Origin of the sequence: Eubacterium ventriosum (genome assembly GCF_025150745.1) — a bacterium.
Classification (GTDB): Bacteria; Bacillota; Clostridia; order Lachnospirales; family Lachnospiraceae; genus Eubacterium_G; species Eubacterium_G ventriosum.
In genome coordinates this window covers 298,778-315,148 of the sequence record NZ_CP102282.1, presented here as the reverse complement: position 1 = coordinate 315,148, position 16,371 = coordinate 298,778, and the positions used below count along the sequence as shown (strand labels likewise).

Genomic DNA, 16,371 nt, shown 5'->3' with positions numbered 1-16,371 from the left:
GTCCGGGAGTAGTAAATGAAAAGTTTTGATTATCCACTATTACAATTAAATGAGTTTGAGCAGGTTAAGGTCTGCTTGTCTGAACACAAATCCTGTCAGGTTACAGGGTGTGGGGAATCCCAGCTTGCTCATTTTATTAATGGATTGAGCAATGGCTACAAGCAGAAAGTCATTGTTACTTTTAGTGCAACAAAAGCAAGTCAGTTGTATCAGGATTTAAAGGGCTTTGCGGACGATGTTGTAATGTATCCTGCAAAGGATTTTATTTTCTTTAGTGCGGATGTACACGGAAATCTTATATTGCAACAACGACTTGAATTTATTCAAAAAATAGTTGAAGATAAGCCATTTACGGTAATTTTGACGCCGGATGCCTTTATGGACAAGATAATGCCAATTGAAAAAATTAAAAATAATTATCTTGAAATAGCAGAAGGCAGCATAATTCAGATGGATGCCTTAAAGAGCAAGCTTGTGCAGATGGGATACGAGCCGGTTGTTCAGATTGATGGACCGGGACAGTTTGCGGTGCGAGGAAGTATTGTTGATATTTACACGCTGACAGATGAGGTGCCTTATCGAATTGATTTTTGGGACGATGAGGTTGACATAATAAAGAGTTTTGAGGTGGAAAGCCAGCGTTCAATTGAGAATCTTGAATCGGTAAAAATTTATCCTGCCAGCGAATATTCACTGACTAAGAAAGAAATTCAGGCGGGAATGGCGAAGATTCGACAGGATTTAGACCAAAATGTTGAAAAATTCAGAAAAGATTTTAAGACGGAAGAGGCTAACAGACTTAGAGTTACAGTTGAAGAGTTTCTTACAAATATGGATATTAACCCAAGTCAGGTAGCAGTAGATAGTTATGTAAACTATTTTTATGATAATTTGGTAAGTCTGCTTGACTATTTTGAAAATCCAATATTTTTTATTGATGAGCCAAAGAGGGTAACGGAGCAACTTAACGTGGTTGATGCGGAGTTTGGAGATAGTATGGCTAACCGCCTTCAGAAAGGCTACGTGCTTCCGGGGCAGACAGATGTAATTTGGGATAAAAATCAGATAATTGCCAAGATTGATAGTGGCGAAAAAGTCCTATTTACAGCAATTGCCCAGAAGATTCAGGGATTTAGCGTGGATGATTTTGTGGAAGTGGGATCAAGAAACGTAAGTCCATACAATGGCAAGTTTGAGATTCTTGTTCAGGATTTAAAAAAATATAAAGAGCAAAAATATGCGGTTCTTCTTGTAACCGGTTCAAAAACAAGAGGCCAGCGTTTGGCGGAGGATCTTAGAGAGTTTGAGATTAGCGCATTTTTCGAAGAAGACGGGGAACGTCAGGTTATGCCTGGTGAAGTTATGATTATAAAAGGTCAGCTTCGCAGTGGTTTTATGTATCCTATGATTAAGTTTGTGGCTATTTCAGACACGGATATTTTTGGCGAAAAGAAGAAAAGAAAACGTAGAAAGCATGGCTATTCAGGTACTAATATTTCAAGTTTTACCGACCTTAACATTGGTGATTATGTTGTCCACGAAAACCACGGACTTGGTGTTTATCGTGGAATAGAAAAAATAGAAGTAGACCATATTGTAAAGGACTACATTAAGATTGAATATGCCAAGGGCAGCAACCTTTATGTGTTAGCAACCCAGCTTGATATGATTCAAAAATATGCTGACAGCACGGCGAAACCGCCTAAACTTAACACATTAGGTGGCCAGGAATGGAAAAAAACAAAGACCAGGGTTAAGAAGGCTGTTGCGGATATTGCGAAGGAGCTTGTTCAGCTTTATGCAATAAGGGAGAACAGCAACGGATATCAGTTTTCTCCTGACACGGAATGGCAGAAGGAATTCGAGGAAATGTTTCCATTTGAGGAGACAGATGATCAGCTTAATGCCATATCTGAAGTAAAAAAAGACATGGAAAGCACGAAAATTATGGACAGACTGATTTGCGGAGACGTAGGTTTTGGCAAGACAGAAGTGGCAATTCGTGCGGCTTTTAAGGCAGTGCAGGATGACAAGCAGGTGGCTTATCTTGTTCCAACAACGGTTTTGGCCCAGCAGCACTACAAAACTTTTAAGCAGAGATTTAAGGATTTCCCTGTCAGAGTGGAAATGCTTTCAAGATTTAGAACAAAATCAAATATTGATAAAACAATAAAAGATTTGAATAAAGGTTATGTTGACGTTGTTATCGGAACTCATCGTATGCTTTCAAAAGATGTTAAATTTAAGGATTTGGGACTTTTGATTATTGATGAAGAGCAGAGATTTGGCGTAAAACATAAGGAACAGATTAAAGAATTGAAAAATAATGTTGACGTAATGACTCTTACAGCAACTCCGATTCCAAGAACTCTTCATATGAGCCTTATTGGAATAAGAGATATGTGCGTAATGGAAGAACCGCCTCAGGAACGTATGCCAATACAGACTTTTGTTATGGAGTACAATGAGGAAATTGCAAGGGATGCCATAAACAGGGAGCTTGCAAGAGGCGGTCAGGTTTATTACGTGTACAACAGGGTTCAGGACATAGCTGAAATGGCAGGAAAAGTTCAGGCACTTGTGCCTGATGCCAGTGTTGCCTTCGCACACGGACAGATGAGTGAGCGACAGCTTGAAGAAATAATGTATGATTTTGTTAACGGGGACATTGATGTTCTTGTAACAACTACAATAATAGAAACAGGTCTTGACATACCAAATGCCAATACCATTATAATACACGATGCAGAAAAAATGGGCTTGTCCCAGCTTTATCAGCTTCGTGGCCGTGTAGGCCGTTCAAACCGTACATCGTATGCTTTTTTGATGTATAGCAGAAACAAGATGCTTACGGAAGTTGCGGAAAAGCGACTTGGGGCAATAAGGGATTTTACGGAACTTGGCAGTGGTGTAAAAATTGCAATGCGAGACCTTGAAATCCGTGGTACCGGAAATCTTCTTGGGGCTGCACAAAGCGGGCATATGGAGGATGTTGGTTACGACCTTTATTGCAAAATGCTTAACGATGCCATTAATACTTTAAAGGGCAACAAGCCAATGGATGATTTTGAAACAAAGGTAGACCTGACAGTGGATGCTTTTGTTCCACCTTCATATATTAAAAATGAAGCTCTTAAAATGGATATTTACAAGCGAATTGCAGGAATAGAGACAATGGAAGAATACGAGGATATGCAGGATGAACTTCTTGACCGTTTCGGAGACATACCGAATCAGGTTGAAAACCTTCTCCAGATTGTTTTGCTTAAAAATGCAGCACATCAGGCATATGTTACTGAAATTTCAGGTCATAAAAACAGAATCAAGCTTACAATGTGGAAAGACGCTGAGGTGGATGTGGAAAGAATACCAATTCTTGTCCGCGAGTACAAAGGCAGACTTAAGTTTATGCCTAAAGACGAACCGTATTTTATTTTTGAGCCAAAACCGGGCACAGGCACAGTAATAGAAAATGCAAGAAAACTGGTAGAATCACTGTCTACATTGAAGGATGAAGAATAGAATAAGGTATGTGAGCTACGACTAAAGCAGTTGAAATATATTGTGAAAATATATAACTGTAGAGTCAGTCACATATGCTGTGATTAAAATAGTTGAAAAGATAAGGTAATGGGAATACATTGTATATAGTGGCAAGTCAGGGGAGGTGATTGTCTTTGAGAAAAAAGTTAATATGTATTTTGGCAGGACTTACAGTTGCGGTGGGACTTGTAGGTTGTGGTCAGAAAAAAGCAGTGGAGGAAACCACGGTGGCTACAAGTGAAACAGGTTCCGAGAGTTCAACAGTTTTAAAGGGAACAGCTTCGAAAAACTCAACTGGTTCTGACGGGGCAGACACTACTCTTACTATTACTGCAGGCGGTAGTCAGGTTATGCTTGACGAGGTAAGGTATTATGTGTATACAGCCCAGGCGACTTACGAAACTTATTATCTTACAAAGGGCAAGGAAATAGACTGGGACTCAAAAATGGATGGCGATGTGACTTGGGAACAGGGTGTCAAAAGCCTTGTGCTTGACGATATTTGCAAGAGGGAATGGCTTAATGAAATTTCATCACAATATGATATTAAGCTTACAAAGAAAGAAAAGTCATCTGTTAAAACAAAGGCTTTAGAGTATTTTAAGAACACCAATGTTAAGCTTGCAAAGAAAATAAATATTAGTGAAGGCCGTTTGATTAAGGTTTTTGAAAAGGCAGAAATTGCTAATAAAACTGAGAAAAAGATGGAAAAAGATGGAAGTTCCACGAAGGAAATGTATATAAAATGGAAAAAGGGAAATAATGTTACGGCAGAATCACAATGGAATAACATTAATTTCAAGGAAGCGATATTTACATTGGAGGATGTTAAATGAGAAAGACAGGAAGATGCATATTAAGCGCAGTTATTGCAGTGCTTCTTATGATTGGAGCAATTGATTATGCATTTGTAATAGGAAAGGCAAAGCCGGTAGGCGATTTAAAGACAAGCCAGAGTGAAGTTATTGTTAAAGATTTTATCCACGATAACTATGAGATTAGCGAAAGAAATCCGTGGACTGATTATGGACTTCATCCAATCGAATACACGGAATCAGCAGGAAAGAGCGGTTTTGACCAGGCTATAAGTGCCAAGGCAGCTATTCTTGTGAATGTTAATTCAAAAGAGATTTATTATGAAAAAAACAGCGATGCCAAGATGTATCCGGCAAGCACAACTAAGCTTATGACAGCTTTGACTGTTTTGCAGAATATGAAAACTACTGATATAGTAACAATCGGCAGTGAAATTAATATGATTGCAGCAGATTCAAGTAAGGCAGGTTTTAGTCAGGGACAGGTTGTAACAGTTCAGGAGTTGCTTGAAGGCTTGCTTATTTCATCAGGAAATGACGCAGCCTATGTTTTGGCAAAAGCAGCAGGCGAAGCAATTCTTAAAGACAATATTGCTAACGAAGGAAAAACTTTTACAGCAGCACAGTGTGTTGAGCGTTTTGTTTATGAGATGAATAAGAATGTCCGTGACATGGAACTTGAAAATACACATTTTATGTCACCGGATGGCTATGATGCGGCAGACCAGTACACATCAGCTAGCGACTTGTCTAAGATTGCAATTGAAGCATACAACAACGAAACAATTCGTAAGATTTGCGGAACACAGTCTGAAAAGTCCGGCACATTAAACAAGACTTGGGTATCAACAAATGCCCTATTGGACAAGTCAGGACAGTTCTACTACCAGTACTGTGTCGGCATGAAAACAGGAAGTACAGGCCTTGCAGGCAAGTGCCTTGTGTCAGTGGCAAAGAATGGCGATACGGAATGCATAAGCGTAGTCTTAAATGACAGCACAGATGAACAGCGTTGGACAGACGCAAAGAAATTGTTGAAGTTTGGCGTGGAGTAAAGCTTAATATAGAAAAATAGATTGATTCACCCCCGTAGGAAATTGGCAGGAGCCAATTCCTACGGGGATTTTTGTAGTGGTGGAAGGAAAAAAGTGTCAGGTCTGTTACAAGTTCCCAGAGAAGCTTATGAATAAACAGAGCAAAAAGGTGTCCGTACCTCAAAAAGAGGAAGAATTGAAATGTCGGGGTACGTTTCTCATAAACACAAACTATATGTTGTATAAAAAGGGCGATGATTTGGACGTGTGTACCCCAAAATAAGCAATATTTAAAATATCAGGGTACATTCATACTTTTCATATACAGTATGTTACGCGATAAAAAGAGAAAATCGAGAAAACGTACCCCGAAAATCAAAGAAATTCATATATTGGGGTATTTAAACCATAATCATATACAATACGTTGCACCGCGAGAAGGGAAATTATTGATTTCGTACCCCGAAAATCAAAAAAATTCATATGCCGGGGTATTTAGACCATAATCATATACAATACGTTGCACCATGAGAGGGGGAATTATTGATTTCGTACCCCGAAAAATAACAAAAATTCTATAGCGGGGTACATCGCCAAAATAAATTCAAAAATCTAGAAATTGCAGAAAAAATTCTTGCCAACACAAACTATGCGTGATTCCAAATTCCACTAATAAGTAGAAATTTGCCACAAAAGAAAAACGCTCGCTAGGAAACCTAGCGAGCACCTTTGGTATATGGGGCTTCTACAAAAAAATGGGGGGATAAGTCGAAGCCCTCTATGTCACATTATATTACCTTTTGTTGTATTCTGCAACCTTTTTATTAATTTTTTCTATAGGATTTAATAAATCGCTTATAGAAGCGTCATGATTTAGTCTGTCAATGAATGTTGCAGTGAACTTTGTAATGTCTACATTGATGTACCATTCTCTCTTGAGAAGCTCTGGAGACTGGTAAATTGAGTTAGTTGTCATGATTCTGTAGATAAGTCCCTGTTCGTAAGCTTCATCAAATCTTTCAAGACCGTTAGTAAAGAGACCAAATGTAGAAGCAACAAATACTCTGTTAGCTTTTCTCTTCTTAAGCTGCTTAGCAACATCAAGCATGCTATCACCTGAAGAAATCATATCATCAATAATAAGAACGTCCTTACCTTCAACTGAATCACCAAGGTATTCATGAGCCACAATAGGATTACGTCCGTCTACGATAGTAGTAAAATCACGACGTTTGTAGAACATACCTACATTAATTCCAAGAACGTTAGCGTAGTAGACAACTCTACCCATAGCACCTTCGTCAGGGCTGATAACCATAAGATGATCAGCATCAAGCTTAATGTCATCAACATTTCTAAGAAGATTTTTTATAAACTGGTATGTTGGCATAATTGATTCAAAACCACTAATAGGAATAGCATTGTTTACACGAGGATCGTGAGCGTCAAAAGTAAGAATATTGTCTACGCCCATGTTTACTAATTCCTGAAGCATTACTGCACAGTCCATAGATTCTCTGGATGTACGTCTGTGCTGTCTTCCTTCATAAAGGAAAGGCATAATAACTGTAATTTTTCTAGCTTTACCTGCAGCAGCAGCGATAACTCTCTTAATGTCAGCAAAGTGATCATCAGGAGACATATGATTCTTGCAACCGCAAACAGTATATTCAATGCTGTAGTTAGTAACATCATCGATAATGTAAAGGTCTGTACCACGAACAGATTCGCCTAAAGTACATTTAGCTTCACCTGTACCAAATCTTGGTGTTTTTACATCAAGAAGGTAAGAATCTTTAGTATAACCCTTGAAAGTAATAGGTGATTCTTTAGCTTCAATTCTCTGGCTTCTCCAATCAGCAATATAAGCGTCAACTGCTTCGCCTAACTGCTTACTTCCTGATAATGCAACAATTGCAAGTGGTCCTACAGGAATAGATTCAACATATTTTTTGATAGACATTTCAAAATTTCCTCCGTGTGTTAAATAGTAAATTTCTTTTTTATTCTTATATCATCACCAAAAATCTTTAAAGGAGTGTAATTACCCGCTGTACGGGAAAAAATACGCTCTTCATATTTCTGCTGTAATTCCTGTAAAGAAAAATTAGTAGAAATAATAGTAGATTTCTGATGTATAAGTCTCTCATTAAGACAATCAAATAGGGATGATTCAGTAAAGGAGTTAGACATCTCCGTGCCCAAATCATCAATAATAAGTAAATCACAACGAAGCAACTCGTCAAAACTAATCTGACGGTAAATAGTGGTGTTGCTACGTTTAAAGGAATAATCTGCCAACAAATCGAAAAGTTGTACTGCTGAAAGATAAATAACAGAGTAGGATTTTTCGATTAATTCCTTTGCAATGCAGTTAATGAGAAAAGTTTTCCCTGTACCTGCCCTGCCATAGAATAACAGATTATCAAAGGTTTTGTCAAAGTTATTTATAAAATAATGACAATGGTCCACAACAGCGTCAATATTTTCTGCTGCGGAAATCCCTGTATCGGGATCAATGTAGTCATCAGAATACAAATCATATTCAAAAGTATCAAAGTTTTCGCGTTCAAGAATCTCCTTAAGCTCAGAACGGGAATAAAGCAGTCTGACAACCTCTGCCTTAAGGCATTCACAAGGTTTTCCGTCAATAAAACCTGTATCTTTACATTTAGGGCATGTAAAAATCTCATCCAGGTAATCGGCGGAATAACCTCCGGCTAAAAGAGCTGCTTTCTTTTGTTCACTTATAAGGGCAATGTCCTCACGAAGTGTGTCCTTAGCAGAAGAATTGCCTGAAAGAGAAAGTCTAAGGGCACGTCCTGCAAGAACACCAATCTGCCCGTCTAAATCCTTAATAAGAGGAATTTTTTCGTAGACTTCTTCAATACGTCTGTTTAATTTAATTTTATTATTTAATTGACGGTCATTGTAACTGTTTGCAATAACGTCAAATTGATCTCTGGTTAAAGCCATATTAAATCCTTAAAAATTTTTAAAATAAATATCTACAATAATTAGAGTGTTCAAAACCCCAAATTTAATTATAGGAATTGCTTTCAACAATCTTACTATAAAGATACCTTATATTTTAAAGGTAAACAATCCTTTTTTGTAATTAAATGTTCGCATTAATAAAAACCCCTAATAAATATTTCTGCAATAATATACAATATCTATTACTTGTTAGACTTAAGCTTGCTGTCTCTGTTGGCAATAAGCTTTCTTTCAAGATCCTTATAGTCATATGTACGCTGGTCAAAAGTCTGCTTCTTAGGTGCAGACTTAGGAGTCTTAGAAAACTTAGCGTTTGCAAAAGGAATATTCTTCTGGAAAGTTTTTGACATTTCCTCAGAATGAAGTTTGTCTAACTTTTCAATATCACTCATATCCTTAACATTGTTAGTATACCACCTTGTAAGAATACCATCAGTATAATTGAAAAGATTTCCGCTGTGCATGTGAGCCATAGTGCGGTTGCATGCTTCAATAATAATTTCGTCGGTAAAACCGTATGTATCAGTCCATTTTGCAATGTAAGCAATCTCTTTTCTTACAGGAACGGTAGGAGCCTGTCCGAAAATCTTATAAATGCTTTTAGAAATGCCTTCCCTGAACTTTTTGTCAGCCTTAGCTTCTTCTATTGAATTTATATCTTTTTTTGCGTATTCAACGGCTCTCTTCTCGATAGAAGATAAAGAGTTAAAACCGTCCTTGATGCAGGCATCCATAATATATTCAATAAAATCTGCATCAAAACAAAGTCCGTCAATCATATACAAAATACTGTTAATGTCATTAGAGCTAAGTGGTCTTCCAAGATAAGTCTGTGCCAAAAGCTGAACGTCATTAAAAGTATCATTATCTGCAAAATCAAGAATCTCTCTTGGTGTATATTTGCGCTTGGCAGGAATAACATGTCCTGTGCTTTCCGGAACAGGAATAGACTCACTCTGACCGGAAGCTGATGCCAAAAGGTTAGTTTCAGTGCTTGTAATACCCTTTACAATATAACGGTTGCGAAGGATAGACTCTAAAGTAATGCCTGAAATCTCATTCTGGCTGTTATAAGACAAAGTAATGAGATTCTGTTCAGCCCAATAGTTAAGAGCACGAATAACGTCAGACTCTAACATATTAAACTTGTCCGCGATTCTTTCAGTTGTAAGCTCATCAGCAATGTCGTTATTGCTGTTAACAAGGCGCAACAAATGAAGATAAATCTTAATAAACTCTCCGTTGGCCCTAGGCATATATTCATCCATAAAAATATTTGATACAGAAGTAAATTCTGCAATGCTCCCTCTATCTAAAACCAATTTACACATTTTGTCTCATAATCCTTTTCGTAAAATTATTATCTCACAAAAATGCACACAAATCCCCGAAAACTTCTGTGAGACTTGAAGACTCCCAAAGAAGTGGTGCAAGGAGAAGTATAGCATAAAGAATTAAAAAATCAACATCACAAATTGGGTGAAATGCCCATTTTTAAAGGGTTTGCGGGCAATGTTAATAATGTTGATAATGTGAATAAAAAGTCGGCATAAAAAGTCGAAAACTAGTGAAACCCTTATAAAATAAGAGAATTGGCAGGTTGCAAAATAACAAAGTTATGTAAACAAAAAATCCACAAAAAATCATTGAGAGTTATCAACGAAATTTTGTGGACATGTTAATAAGTTAATTACCTAGCAAATGTTCCCCGATTTTTACTACATCTCCGGCACCCATTGTTATCAACAAATCACCTGTTGAACAATTTTCTAATAAAAAATTTTCGATTTCGCTAAAAGATGGGAAATAATATGCTTCAGTACCAAGTTTTTTGATACCTTTCATAACATCTTTTGAGCTGATTCCGAGAGTATCTTTCTCTCTTGCTGCGTAAATATCTGCAAGAACAACAGCGTCTGCTTCTGATAAAGCTTTGCAGAACTCTGGTAATAAAGCCTTAGTTCTTGTATATGTATGTGGCTGGAAAACAACCCACATCTTCTTGTGTGGATAATGTTTAGCCGTCTTAATTGTTGCTCTAATTTCATCAGGGTGATGAGCGTAGTCATCAATAACAGTAATATCACCTAATTTGCCTTTGTACTGGAAACGTCTGTCAGTTCCACCGTACTGCTGTAAACCAGCAATAATGCTGTTATCGTCAATACCCATAAAATGAGCAGCAGCAATAGATGCAAGTGAATTGTAAATATTGTGTTCCCCTGTAACCTTCAAAACGATATGAGTCTTAGTTTCGCCGTTTACAACAAGGTCATAAGAACCTCTTGCAAACTCATCATAAGTAATGTTAGCGGCGCTATACATACTCTTTTCAGGATCAGAGCCTACAGTAATAACGTTGCACTTAAGCCCTTCAGTAAAATAGTCAAGGTTATCAATATCGCTATTAATAACAAGTGCACCGCCTTCAGGAATAAGTTCTGCATATCTTCTAAAACTATGTCTAATGTCATCAAGGTCCTTGAAGAAATCAAGGTGGTCTGCAGCCACATTAAGAATAATTCCAATAGTAGGTGCAAAAGATAAGAAGCTGTTAGTATATTCACAAGCTTCAGTAATCATATTGTCTGAATGACCAATACGTGTGTTGCCGTTAATTGCCGGCATAATTCCACCAACCAAAATAGTAGGGTCGGTATTTGCTTCAAGCATAATCTGTGAAAGCATTGAAGTTGTTGTAGTCTTGCCATGAGTTCCTGAAACACCGATGGCAGTATGGTAATTCTTCATAATCTGACCTAAAAACTCAGCTCTTGTCAAAAGAGGAATATTCATCTCTGTAGCAGCTACAAGTTCAGGGTTGTCAGCCTTAACTGCAGCAGTATATATCAAAACTTCTGTATCGGCAGCCACATTAGAAGCCTTCTGGCCATAGTAAATAGTTGCTCCAAGAGATTCAAGGTGTTTAGTTATTTCAGATTCTCTTGAATCAGAGCCTGTAACAGTGAAGCCTTTAGAAAGCATAATCTCTGCAAGTCCGCTCATACTAATTCCGCCAATTCCTGTAAAATGGATCTTTGCCGGAGTATTAAAATCTAGTTCGTACATAGTTGTTTATTTCATCCTTTCTTAAGAAAAAAATTAAAAGACGAAAACGCCTTTCTACTTATTAATTAAGTATACTCTTAAATGATTTATTTTTAAAGACTGAAAAAAGAAAAAAAACAGGAAAATAAAAACTCTTTTGAAAAAATAATAAAAAAATTAATGAAATAATAAAAAACACGAAAAAGTAATAAAGAAATTGGTAATTTTGCATAACACATGTAGAAAAAACAAGAAATTTAGAGAAAAAATACACAATAAAATTCATTGAAACTCTTTTATTGAAAGGGGGTTAGTGCTATAATTAACTTATCAATTATTCGCAGCGAGGTGAGGGACATGATTAAAAAAGAAATGATTGCAATGCTGTTAGCAGGAGGACAGGGAAGCCGTCTCGGTGTTTTAACAGCAAAAGTTGCAAAACCTGCAGTGGCATTTGGAGGAAAGTATAAGATTATTGATTTTCCACTTAGTAACTGCATTAACTCAGGCATTGATACAGTAGGTGTTTTAACACAGTATCAGCCACTTAGACTTAACTCCCATATTGGAATTGGTATTTCATGGGACTTAGATCGTAATATTGGAGGCGTTACGGTTCTTCCGCCATACGAAAAAAGTAAGAACACTGAATGGTATACAGGTACAGCCAATGCCATTTTCCAGAACTTAGACTATATGGATTCATATAATCCTGATTATATACTTATTTTGTCAGGTGACCATATTTATAAGATGGACTACGAGGTTATGCTTGATTATCATAAGGCTAATAAGGCAGATGTTACAATTGCAGCAATGCCTGTTCCAATTGAGGAGGCAAGCAGATTTGGTGTAGTAGTTACAGATGAGGATCACAAGATTACAGAGTTCCAGGAGAAGCCGGAACATCCAAAGAGTAATCTTGCATCAATGGGTATCTACATATTTAGCTGGCCGGTTCTTAGAGAAGCATTGATTAAGCTTAAAGACCAGCCTAATTGTGACTTTGGCATGCATATTATTCCATATGTTCACAGAGAAGGAAAAAGAATTTTTGCATATGAATATACAGGATATTGGAAAGATGTAGGAACATTAAAGTCATATTGGGAAGCCAATATGGAATTAATTGATATTGTGCCTGAATTTAATTTATATGAAGAATTTTGGAAGATTTATACTAAGAATGATGCTTTACCACCACAGTATCTGTCAGACAGTGCAGAGGTGGAGAAGAGTATTGTAGGCGAGGGCTGTGATATATACGGCGGTGTTTATAACTCGGTAATAAGTGCGGATGTAGTGATAGAAGAAGGAGCGGAGGTTCACGATTCCATTATTATGCATGGCACCATAATTAGAAAAGGAACTAAGGTTTACAATGCCATTATTGCAGAGAATGTTGAAGTTGGACAGGATTGCGAAATCGGCATTGGAGAATATGCAGACAGCTTGTTAAGTCAGAAGATTTATAATTGTGAACTTGCTGTTATTGGAGAAGGTTCAAGTATACCGGATGGTGTAAAGATTGGAAAGAATGTAGCAATATCAGGAAAGACGGAAATTACAGATTATCCGGACGGAAAGCTCCCATCAGGTGGCTATATTATTAAGGCAGGTGAGATTTAATGAGAGCAATAGGAATAATTTTAGCAGGTGGAAATAACAGTAAGATGCGCGAACTCTCAAAGAAGAGAGCAATTGGAGCAATGCCTATAGCAGGAAGCTATAGAGCTATAGATTTTTCATTAAGTAATATGTCTAATTCACATATTCAGAAGGTAGCAGTTTTAACACAGTACAATGCGTGGTCATTAAATGAACATTTAAGTTCATCTAAATGGTGGGATTTTGGTAGAAAACAGGGAGGATTGTTTGTATTTACACCATCTATCACATCAGACAATGGATTCTGGTATAGGGGAACTGCAGATGCCATTGCACAGAATATGGCATTTTTAAAGAAGAGCCATGAACCATATGCAATTATTGCATCAGCAGATGCAGTATACAAGCTTGATTACAACAAAGTATTAGAAAGACATGTTGAAACAGGCGCAGACATTACAATTGTCTGCAAGGATATCGGTTCAACAGAGAAGGCTTTAGCATACGGTGTTGTAACAACAGATTCTAACGGCAGAATCGTTGATTTTGTAGAGAAGCCGGGCGAAACAACAAGCTCAAAGATTTCAACAGGAATTTATGTAATCAGAAGAAGATTACTTATCCAGTTAATTGAGCAGTGTATGGCAGAAGATAATTATGATTTTGTAAACGACATAATTATCAGAAACAAAGATACAAAGAGAATATATGCTTATAATCTTGATTCTTATTGGCAGAATATTTCTAACATAGACAACTATTATAGTTGTAATATGGATTTTCTTAAACCGGATGTAAGGGATTTCTTCTTTAAACAGTATCCGGACGTATATTCAAAAGTGGCTGATTTGCCACCGGCAAAATATAATCCTGGTTCAAAAGTAAGAAACAGCTTAATTTCAAGTGGTTGTATCATTAACGGTGAAGTGGACGGATCCGTGGTATTCCATCAGGCATACATTGGAAACAATTGTGTAATCAAGAACTCAATTATTCTTAATGATGTTTATATTGGAGACAACACAGTAATAGAGAATTGTATAGTTGAAAGCCACAGCACTATTAATCCTAACGAGAAATTAGGAAGCGAAGATAGCGAAGTACAGATTATTAATGAGAGAAACTTCAGATATAGTTTGTAGAAGTAATCTAAGGGTTGTACATAAAAATACTTAGGCAAATATAATAGAAAGGAAGCGCAGGTGTATTACAGGTACACCTGTACCTCAAAGCAGGAAATTGAGGAAGGACATAATTATGAATATTACAGATGTAAGAGTTAGAAAAATGACAAAAGAAGGAAAGATGAAAGCAGTTGTGTCAATTACTATTGATGATGAATTTGTAGTACATGACATTAAAGTAGTTGAAGGAGATAAGGGATTATTCATTGCAATGCCTAGCAGAAAAGCAGCAGATGGTGAATACAGAGACATTGCTCATCCAATCAACTCAGGTACCCGTAACAATATCCAGAAGATAGTTCTTGAAGCTTACGAGAAGGCCTTACTTGAACCGGAAGCTGAATAGAAAATTATAAACAATAAAATAATATCTAACTAAAAAGGCTACAGCTTGCGGAAACGTGGGCTGTAGTTTTTTCGATTGAAAATTCTTAGGAGAATTTGTTGAATAAAATAGCCTAAATGACAGAATCATATTGACAAAAAAGATGATAAATAATAAAATCATAGTATTAAGGATAAAGGAAAAATTACTATGAGAAAGATTGAAACATTAGAAATGGCATTGGAAAGAATTAAGGAATTAGAGGCGGAGAACCAGAAGCTGAATGAAGAATTGGAATATTACAGAACCAGAAAAGTAAGCGGACGTCAGAAACATAACGATAAGTGGCAGTCTATTTATAATGATTTTGTTGTTTTATATGAATCGGGAATGTCAATTGCTGAAATTGCAAAAGAAAAAAAATTGAGCGAAAGAACTATCTATAGATATAAGGCTTATTATGACAAGGTGATGAGTGAGCAGAAAGCATTGGCGGAATAGATATTTAGGAAGAATGTATGCTTGAAAAAATATTTTATTAGGAGAAGAAAATGCTATTGGAAGAGTATATAAATGTTATAAATGCTATTAGAAGTTATGTTAATGGAGAGGAAATGGACCAGGCATTTTGTTCTAATTTGGCGGGAGCATATCAGATTTGCAAGAAACATAATTTAACTGCGCTTATGGCAGAAGTTTTGGATAGAACGGATGTTGACAAGAGGAGCCCGATATATCAAAGATGGCAGATGGAAAAGAATCAGGCTGTTTACAAGAATGTTTTGATGGATGTTGAGCGCGAGGAGATTATTGCATTCTTTGAAGAAAAGAATATTTGGTATTTGTTACTGAAAGGTTTGATTATTAGGGAATACTATCCAAATCCTGCCTTAAGAGAGATGTCAGATAATGATATTTTGGTTGACAGAAAATATATGAAGGACATTTATGACTTCATGGTTGATAGAGGGTACAGTATTAAAGGATATGGAACCAGCAATCATGATGAGTATTTAAAGAAACCGGCATATAATTTTGAAATGCACAGAGCTCTTTTTGACAAAGATGATTACGAAAGTTGGAATAATTATTTTGACAATGTATTTGATAAGTTAACAAAGAAGTCTGAGAATAGCCTGGAATATGTATTCAAAGAGGAAGATTTTTATATTTATTTTATGGTACATACATATAAGCATTATGCAGGCGGCGGAATGGGACTTAGAACAATTCTTGATGTGTATTTGTATTTGAGAAAGAATAAAGAGTTAGATTTTTCTTATGTTGAAAAAGAATTGGGAAAATTAAATATAGCAGATTTTGAAAAGCAGTTTAGAAAGCTATGTTTTGATGTATTTAGTGTTAATGAATCTGATGCTAAAGCGGATTGGTATGAAGGTCTTCCAACAGATGAAAAGAATATGCTTGATTATATTATGGGAGCAGGCACATATGGAAATGTGGATAATTTGGTAGCAAATAAGCTTGGAGATGACGATGATGTAAAAAAATCTAAGTTTAAATATGTTTTTAGACGAGTTTTCCCAGACTATAAAAGTTTTAAGAAGTATCATCCATTGATATGTAGGTATAAGGTTCTTGTTCCTTTTGGATATTTATTTAGAATTATTAAGCTTCCTTTCACAGGTTGGAAAAGAGCCATGGCAGAACTTAAGGCTGTATTGAGAAAGTAGGCTTGACACTATTTCAAATGAATTATATAGTAAACTACAGTAAATATGAAAAGGACTGGCTTACGATGCGATTCATTTGGGGCTAGGCAGGGAAAGGAGCAGGCGGTATTCATAGGTATTATT

The 16,371-nt window shown here is 36.5% G+C and carries 12 protein-coding genes; 8 read left to right on the top strand and 4 right to left on the bottom strand.

The genetic code is table 11. The features are described 5' to 3' along the window. Nucleotides 1–15: 15 nt before the first annotated feature. From mfd to NQ558_RS01335, 3 genes are all read left to right on the top strand, one after another. Entirely contained in the window at nucleotides 16–3,522 is a 3,507-nt protein-coding gene (gene mfd / locus NQ558_RS01345) for a transcription-repair coupling factor (RefSeq protein ID WP_005362449.1), read from the top strand. A gap of 155 nt (nucleotides 3,523–3,677) precedes the next feature. Further along, nucleotides 3,678–4,379 (top strand): LptM family lipoprotein, encoded by a 702-nt coding sequence (locus tag NQ558_RS01340; protein WP_259907608.1) that lies wholly within the window; start codon nucleotides 3,678–3,680, stop codon nucleotides 4,377–4,379. Then, nucleotides 4,376–5,413: a D-alanyl-D-alanine carboxypeptidase family protein gene (locus tag NQ558_RS01335; RefSeq protein WP_005362454.1), complete on the top strand. Its 1,038-nt coding sequence runs from the start codon at nucleotides 4,376–4,378 to the stop codon at nucleotides 5,411–5,413. Before NQ558_RS01340 ends, NQ558_RS01335 begins: the two co-directional genes overlap by 4 nt. A gap of 772 nt (nucleotides 5,414–6,185) precedes the next feature. On the opposite strand, the gene NQ558_RS01330 is transcribed toward NQ558_RS01335, so the two are convergent. The 4 genes from NQ558_RS01330 to murC all read right to left on the bottom strand — a co-directional run bounded on the left by NQ558_RS01330 (nucleotide 6,186) and on the right by murC (nucleotide 11,458). After that, nucleotides 6,186–7,355, bottom strand: coding sequence for a ribose-phosphate pyrophosphokinase (locus NQ558_RS01330; protein ID WP_005362455.1), 1,170 nt, complete (start codon nucleotides 7,353–7,355; stop codon nucleotides 6,186–6,188). 20 nt (nucleotides 7,356–7,375) lie between these two features. Continuing rightward, on the bottom strand, nucleotides 7,376–8,368 hold the full coding sequence (locus NQ558_RS01325; RefSeq protein ID WP_005362457.1) for an ATP-binding protein: 993 nt from the start codon (nucleotides 8,366–8,368) through the stop codon (nucleotides 7,376–7,378). Between the two features lie 203 nt (nucleotides 8,369–8,571). Then, nucleotides 8,572–9,720: a DnaD domain protein gene (locus NQ558_RS01320; protein ID WP_005362459.1), complete on the bottom strand. Its 1,149-nt coding sequence runs from the start codon at nucleotides 9,718–9,720 to the stop codon at nucleotides 8,572–8,574. A 355-nt stretch (nucleotides 9,721–10,075) separates the two neighbouring features. Next, the gene (gene murC / locus NQ558_RS01315) at nucleotides 10,076–11,458 is read right to left on the bottom strand and encodes a UDP-N-acetylmuramate--L-alanine ligase (protein ID WP_005362460.1); all 1,383 of its coding nucleotides are present in this window, start codon (nucleotides 11,456–11,458) and stop codon (nucleotides 10,076–10,078) included. A 336-nt stretch (nucleotides 11,459–11,794) separates the two neighbouring features. On the opposite strand from murC, the gene NQ558_RS01310 reads away from it, so the two are divergent. The 5 genes from NQ558_RS01310 (at nucleotide 11,795) to NQ558_RS01290 (ending at nucleotide 16,248) form a co-directional block, all read left to right on the top strand. Continuing rightward, on the top strand, nucleotides 11,795–13,066 hold the full coding sequence (locus NQ558_RS01310; RefSeq protein ID WP_005362462.1) for a glucose-1-phosphate adenylyltransferase: 1,272 nt from the start codon (nucleotides 11,795–11,797) through the stop codon (nucleotides 13,064–13,066). Next, nucleotides 13,066–14,187 (top strand): glucose-1-phosphate adenylyltransferase subunit GlgD, encoded by a 1,122-nt coding sequence (glgD, locus tag NQ558_RS01305; protein WP_005362464.1) that lies wholly within the window; start codon nucleotides 13,066–13,068, stop codon nucleotides 14,185–14,187. The genes NQ558_RS01310 and glgD overlap by 1 nt, the downstream gene beginning before the upstream one ends. A gap of 115 nt (nucleotides 14,188–14,302) precedes the next feature. After that, nucleotides 14,303–14,575: a septation regulator SpoVG gene (spoVG, locus tag NQ558_RS01300; RefSeq protein WP_005362466.1), complete on the top strand. Its 273-nt coding sequence runs from the start codon at nucleotides 14,303–14,305 to the stop codon at nucleotides 14,573–14,575. A gap of 189 nt (nucleotides 14,576–14,764) precedes the next feature. Next, nucleotides 14,765–15,055: a helix-turn-helix domain-containing protein gene (locus NQ558_RS01295; protein WP_005362467.1), complete on the top strand. Its 291-nt coding sequence runs from the start codon at nucleotides 14,765–14,767 to the stop codon at nucleotides 15,053–15,055. Between the two features lie 50 nt (nucleotides 15,056–15,105). Then, on the top strand, nucleotides 15,106–16,248 hold the full coding sequence (locus tag NQ558_RS01290; RefSeq protein WP_005362469.1) for a nucleotidyltransferase domain-containing protein: 1,143 nt from the start codon (nucleotides 15,106–15,108) through the stop codon (nucleotides 16,246–16,248). Nucleotides 16,249–16,371: the final 123 nt, after the last annotated feature.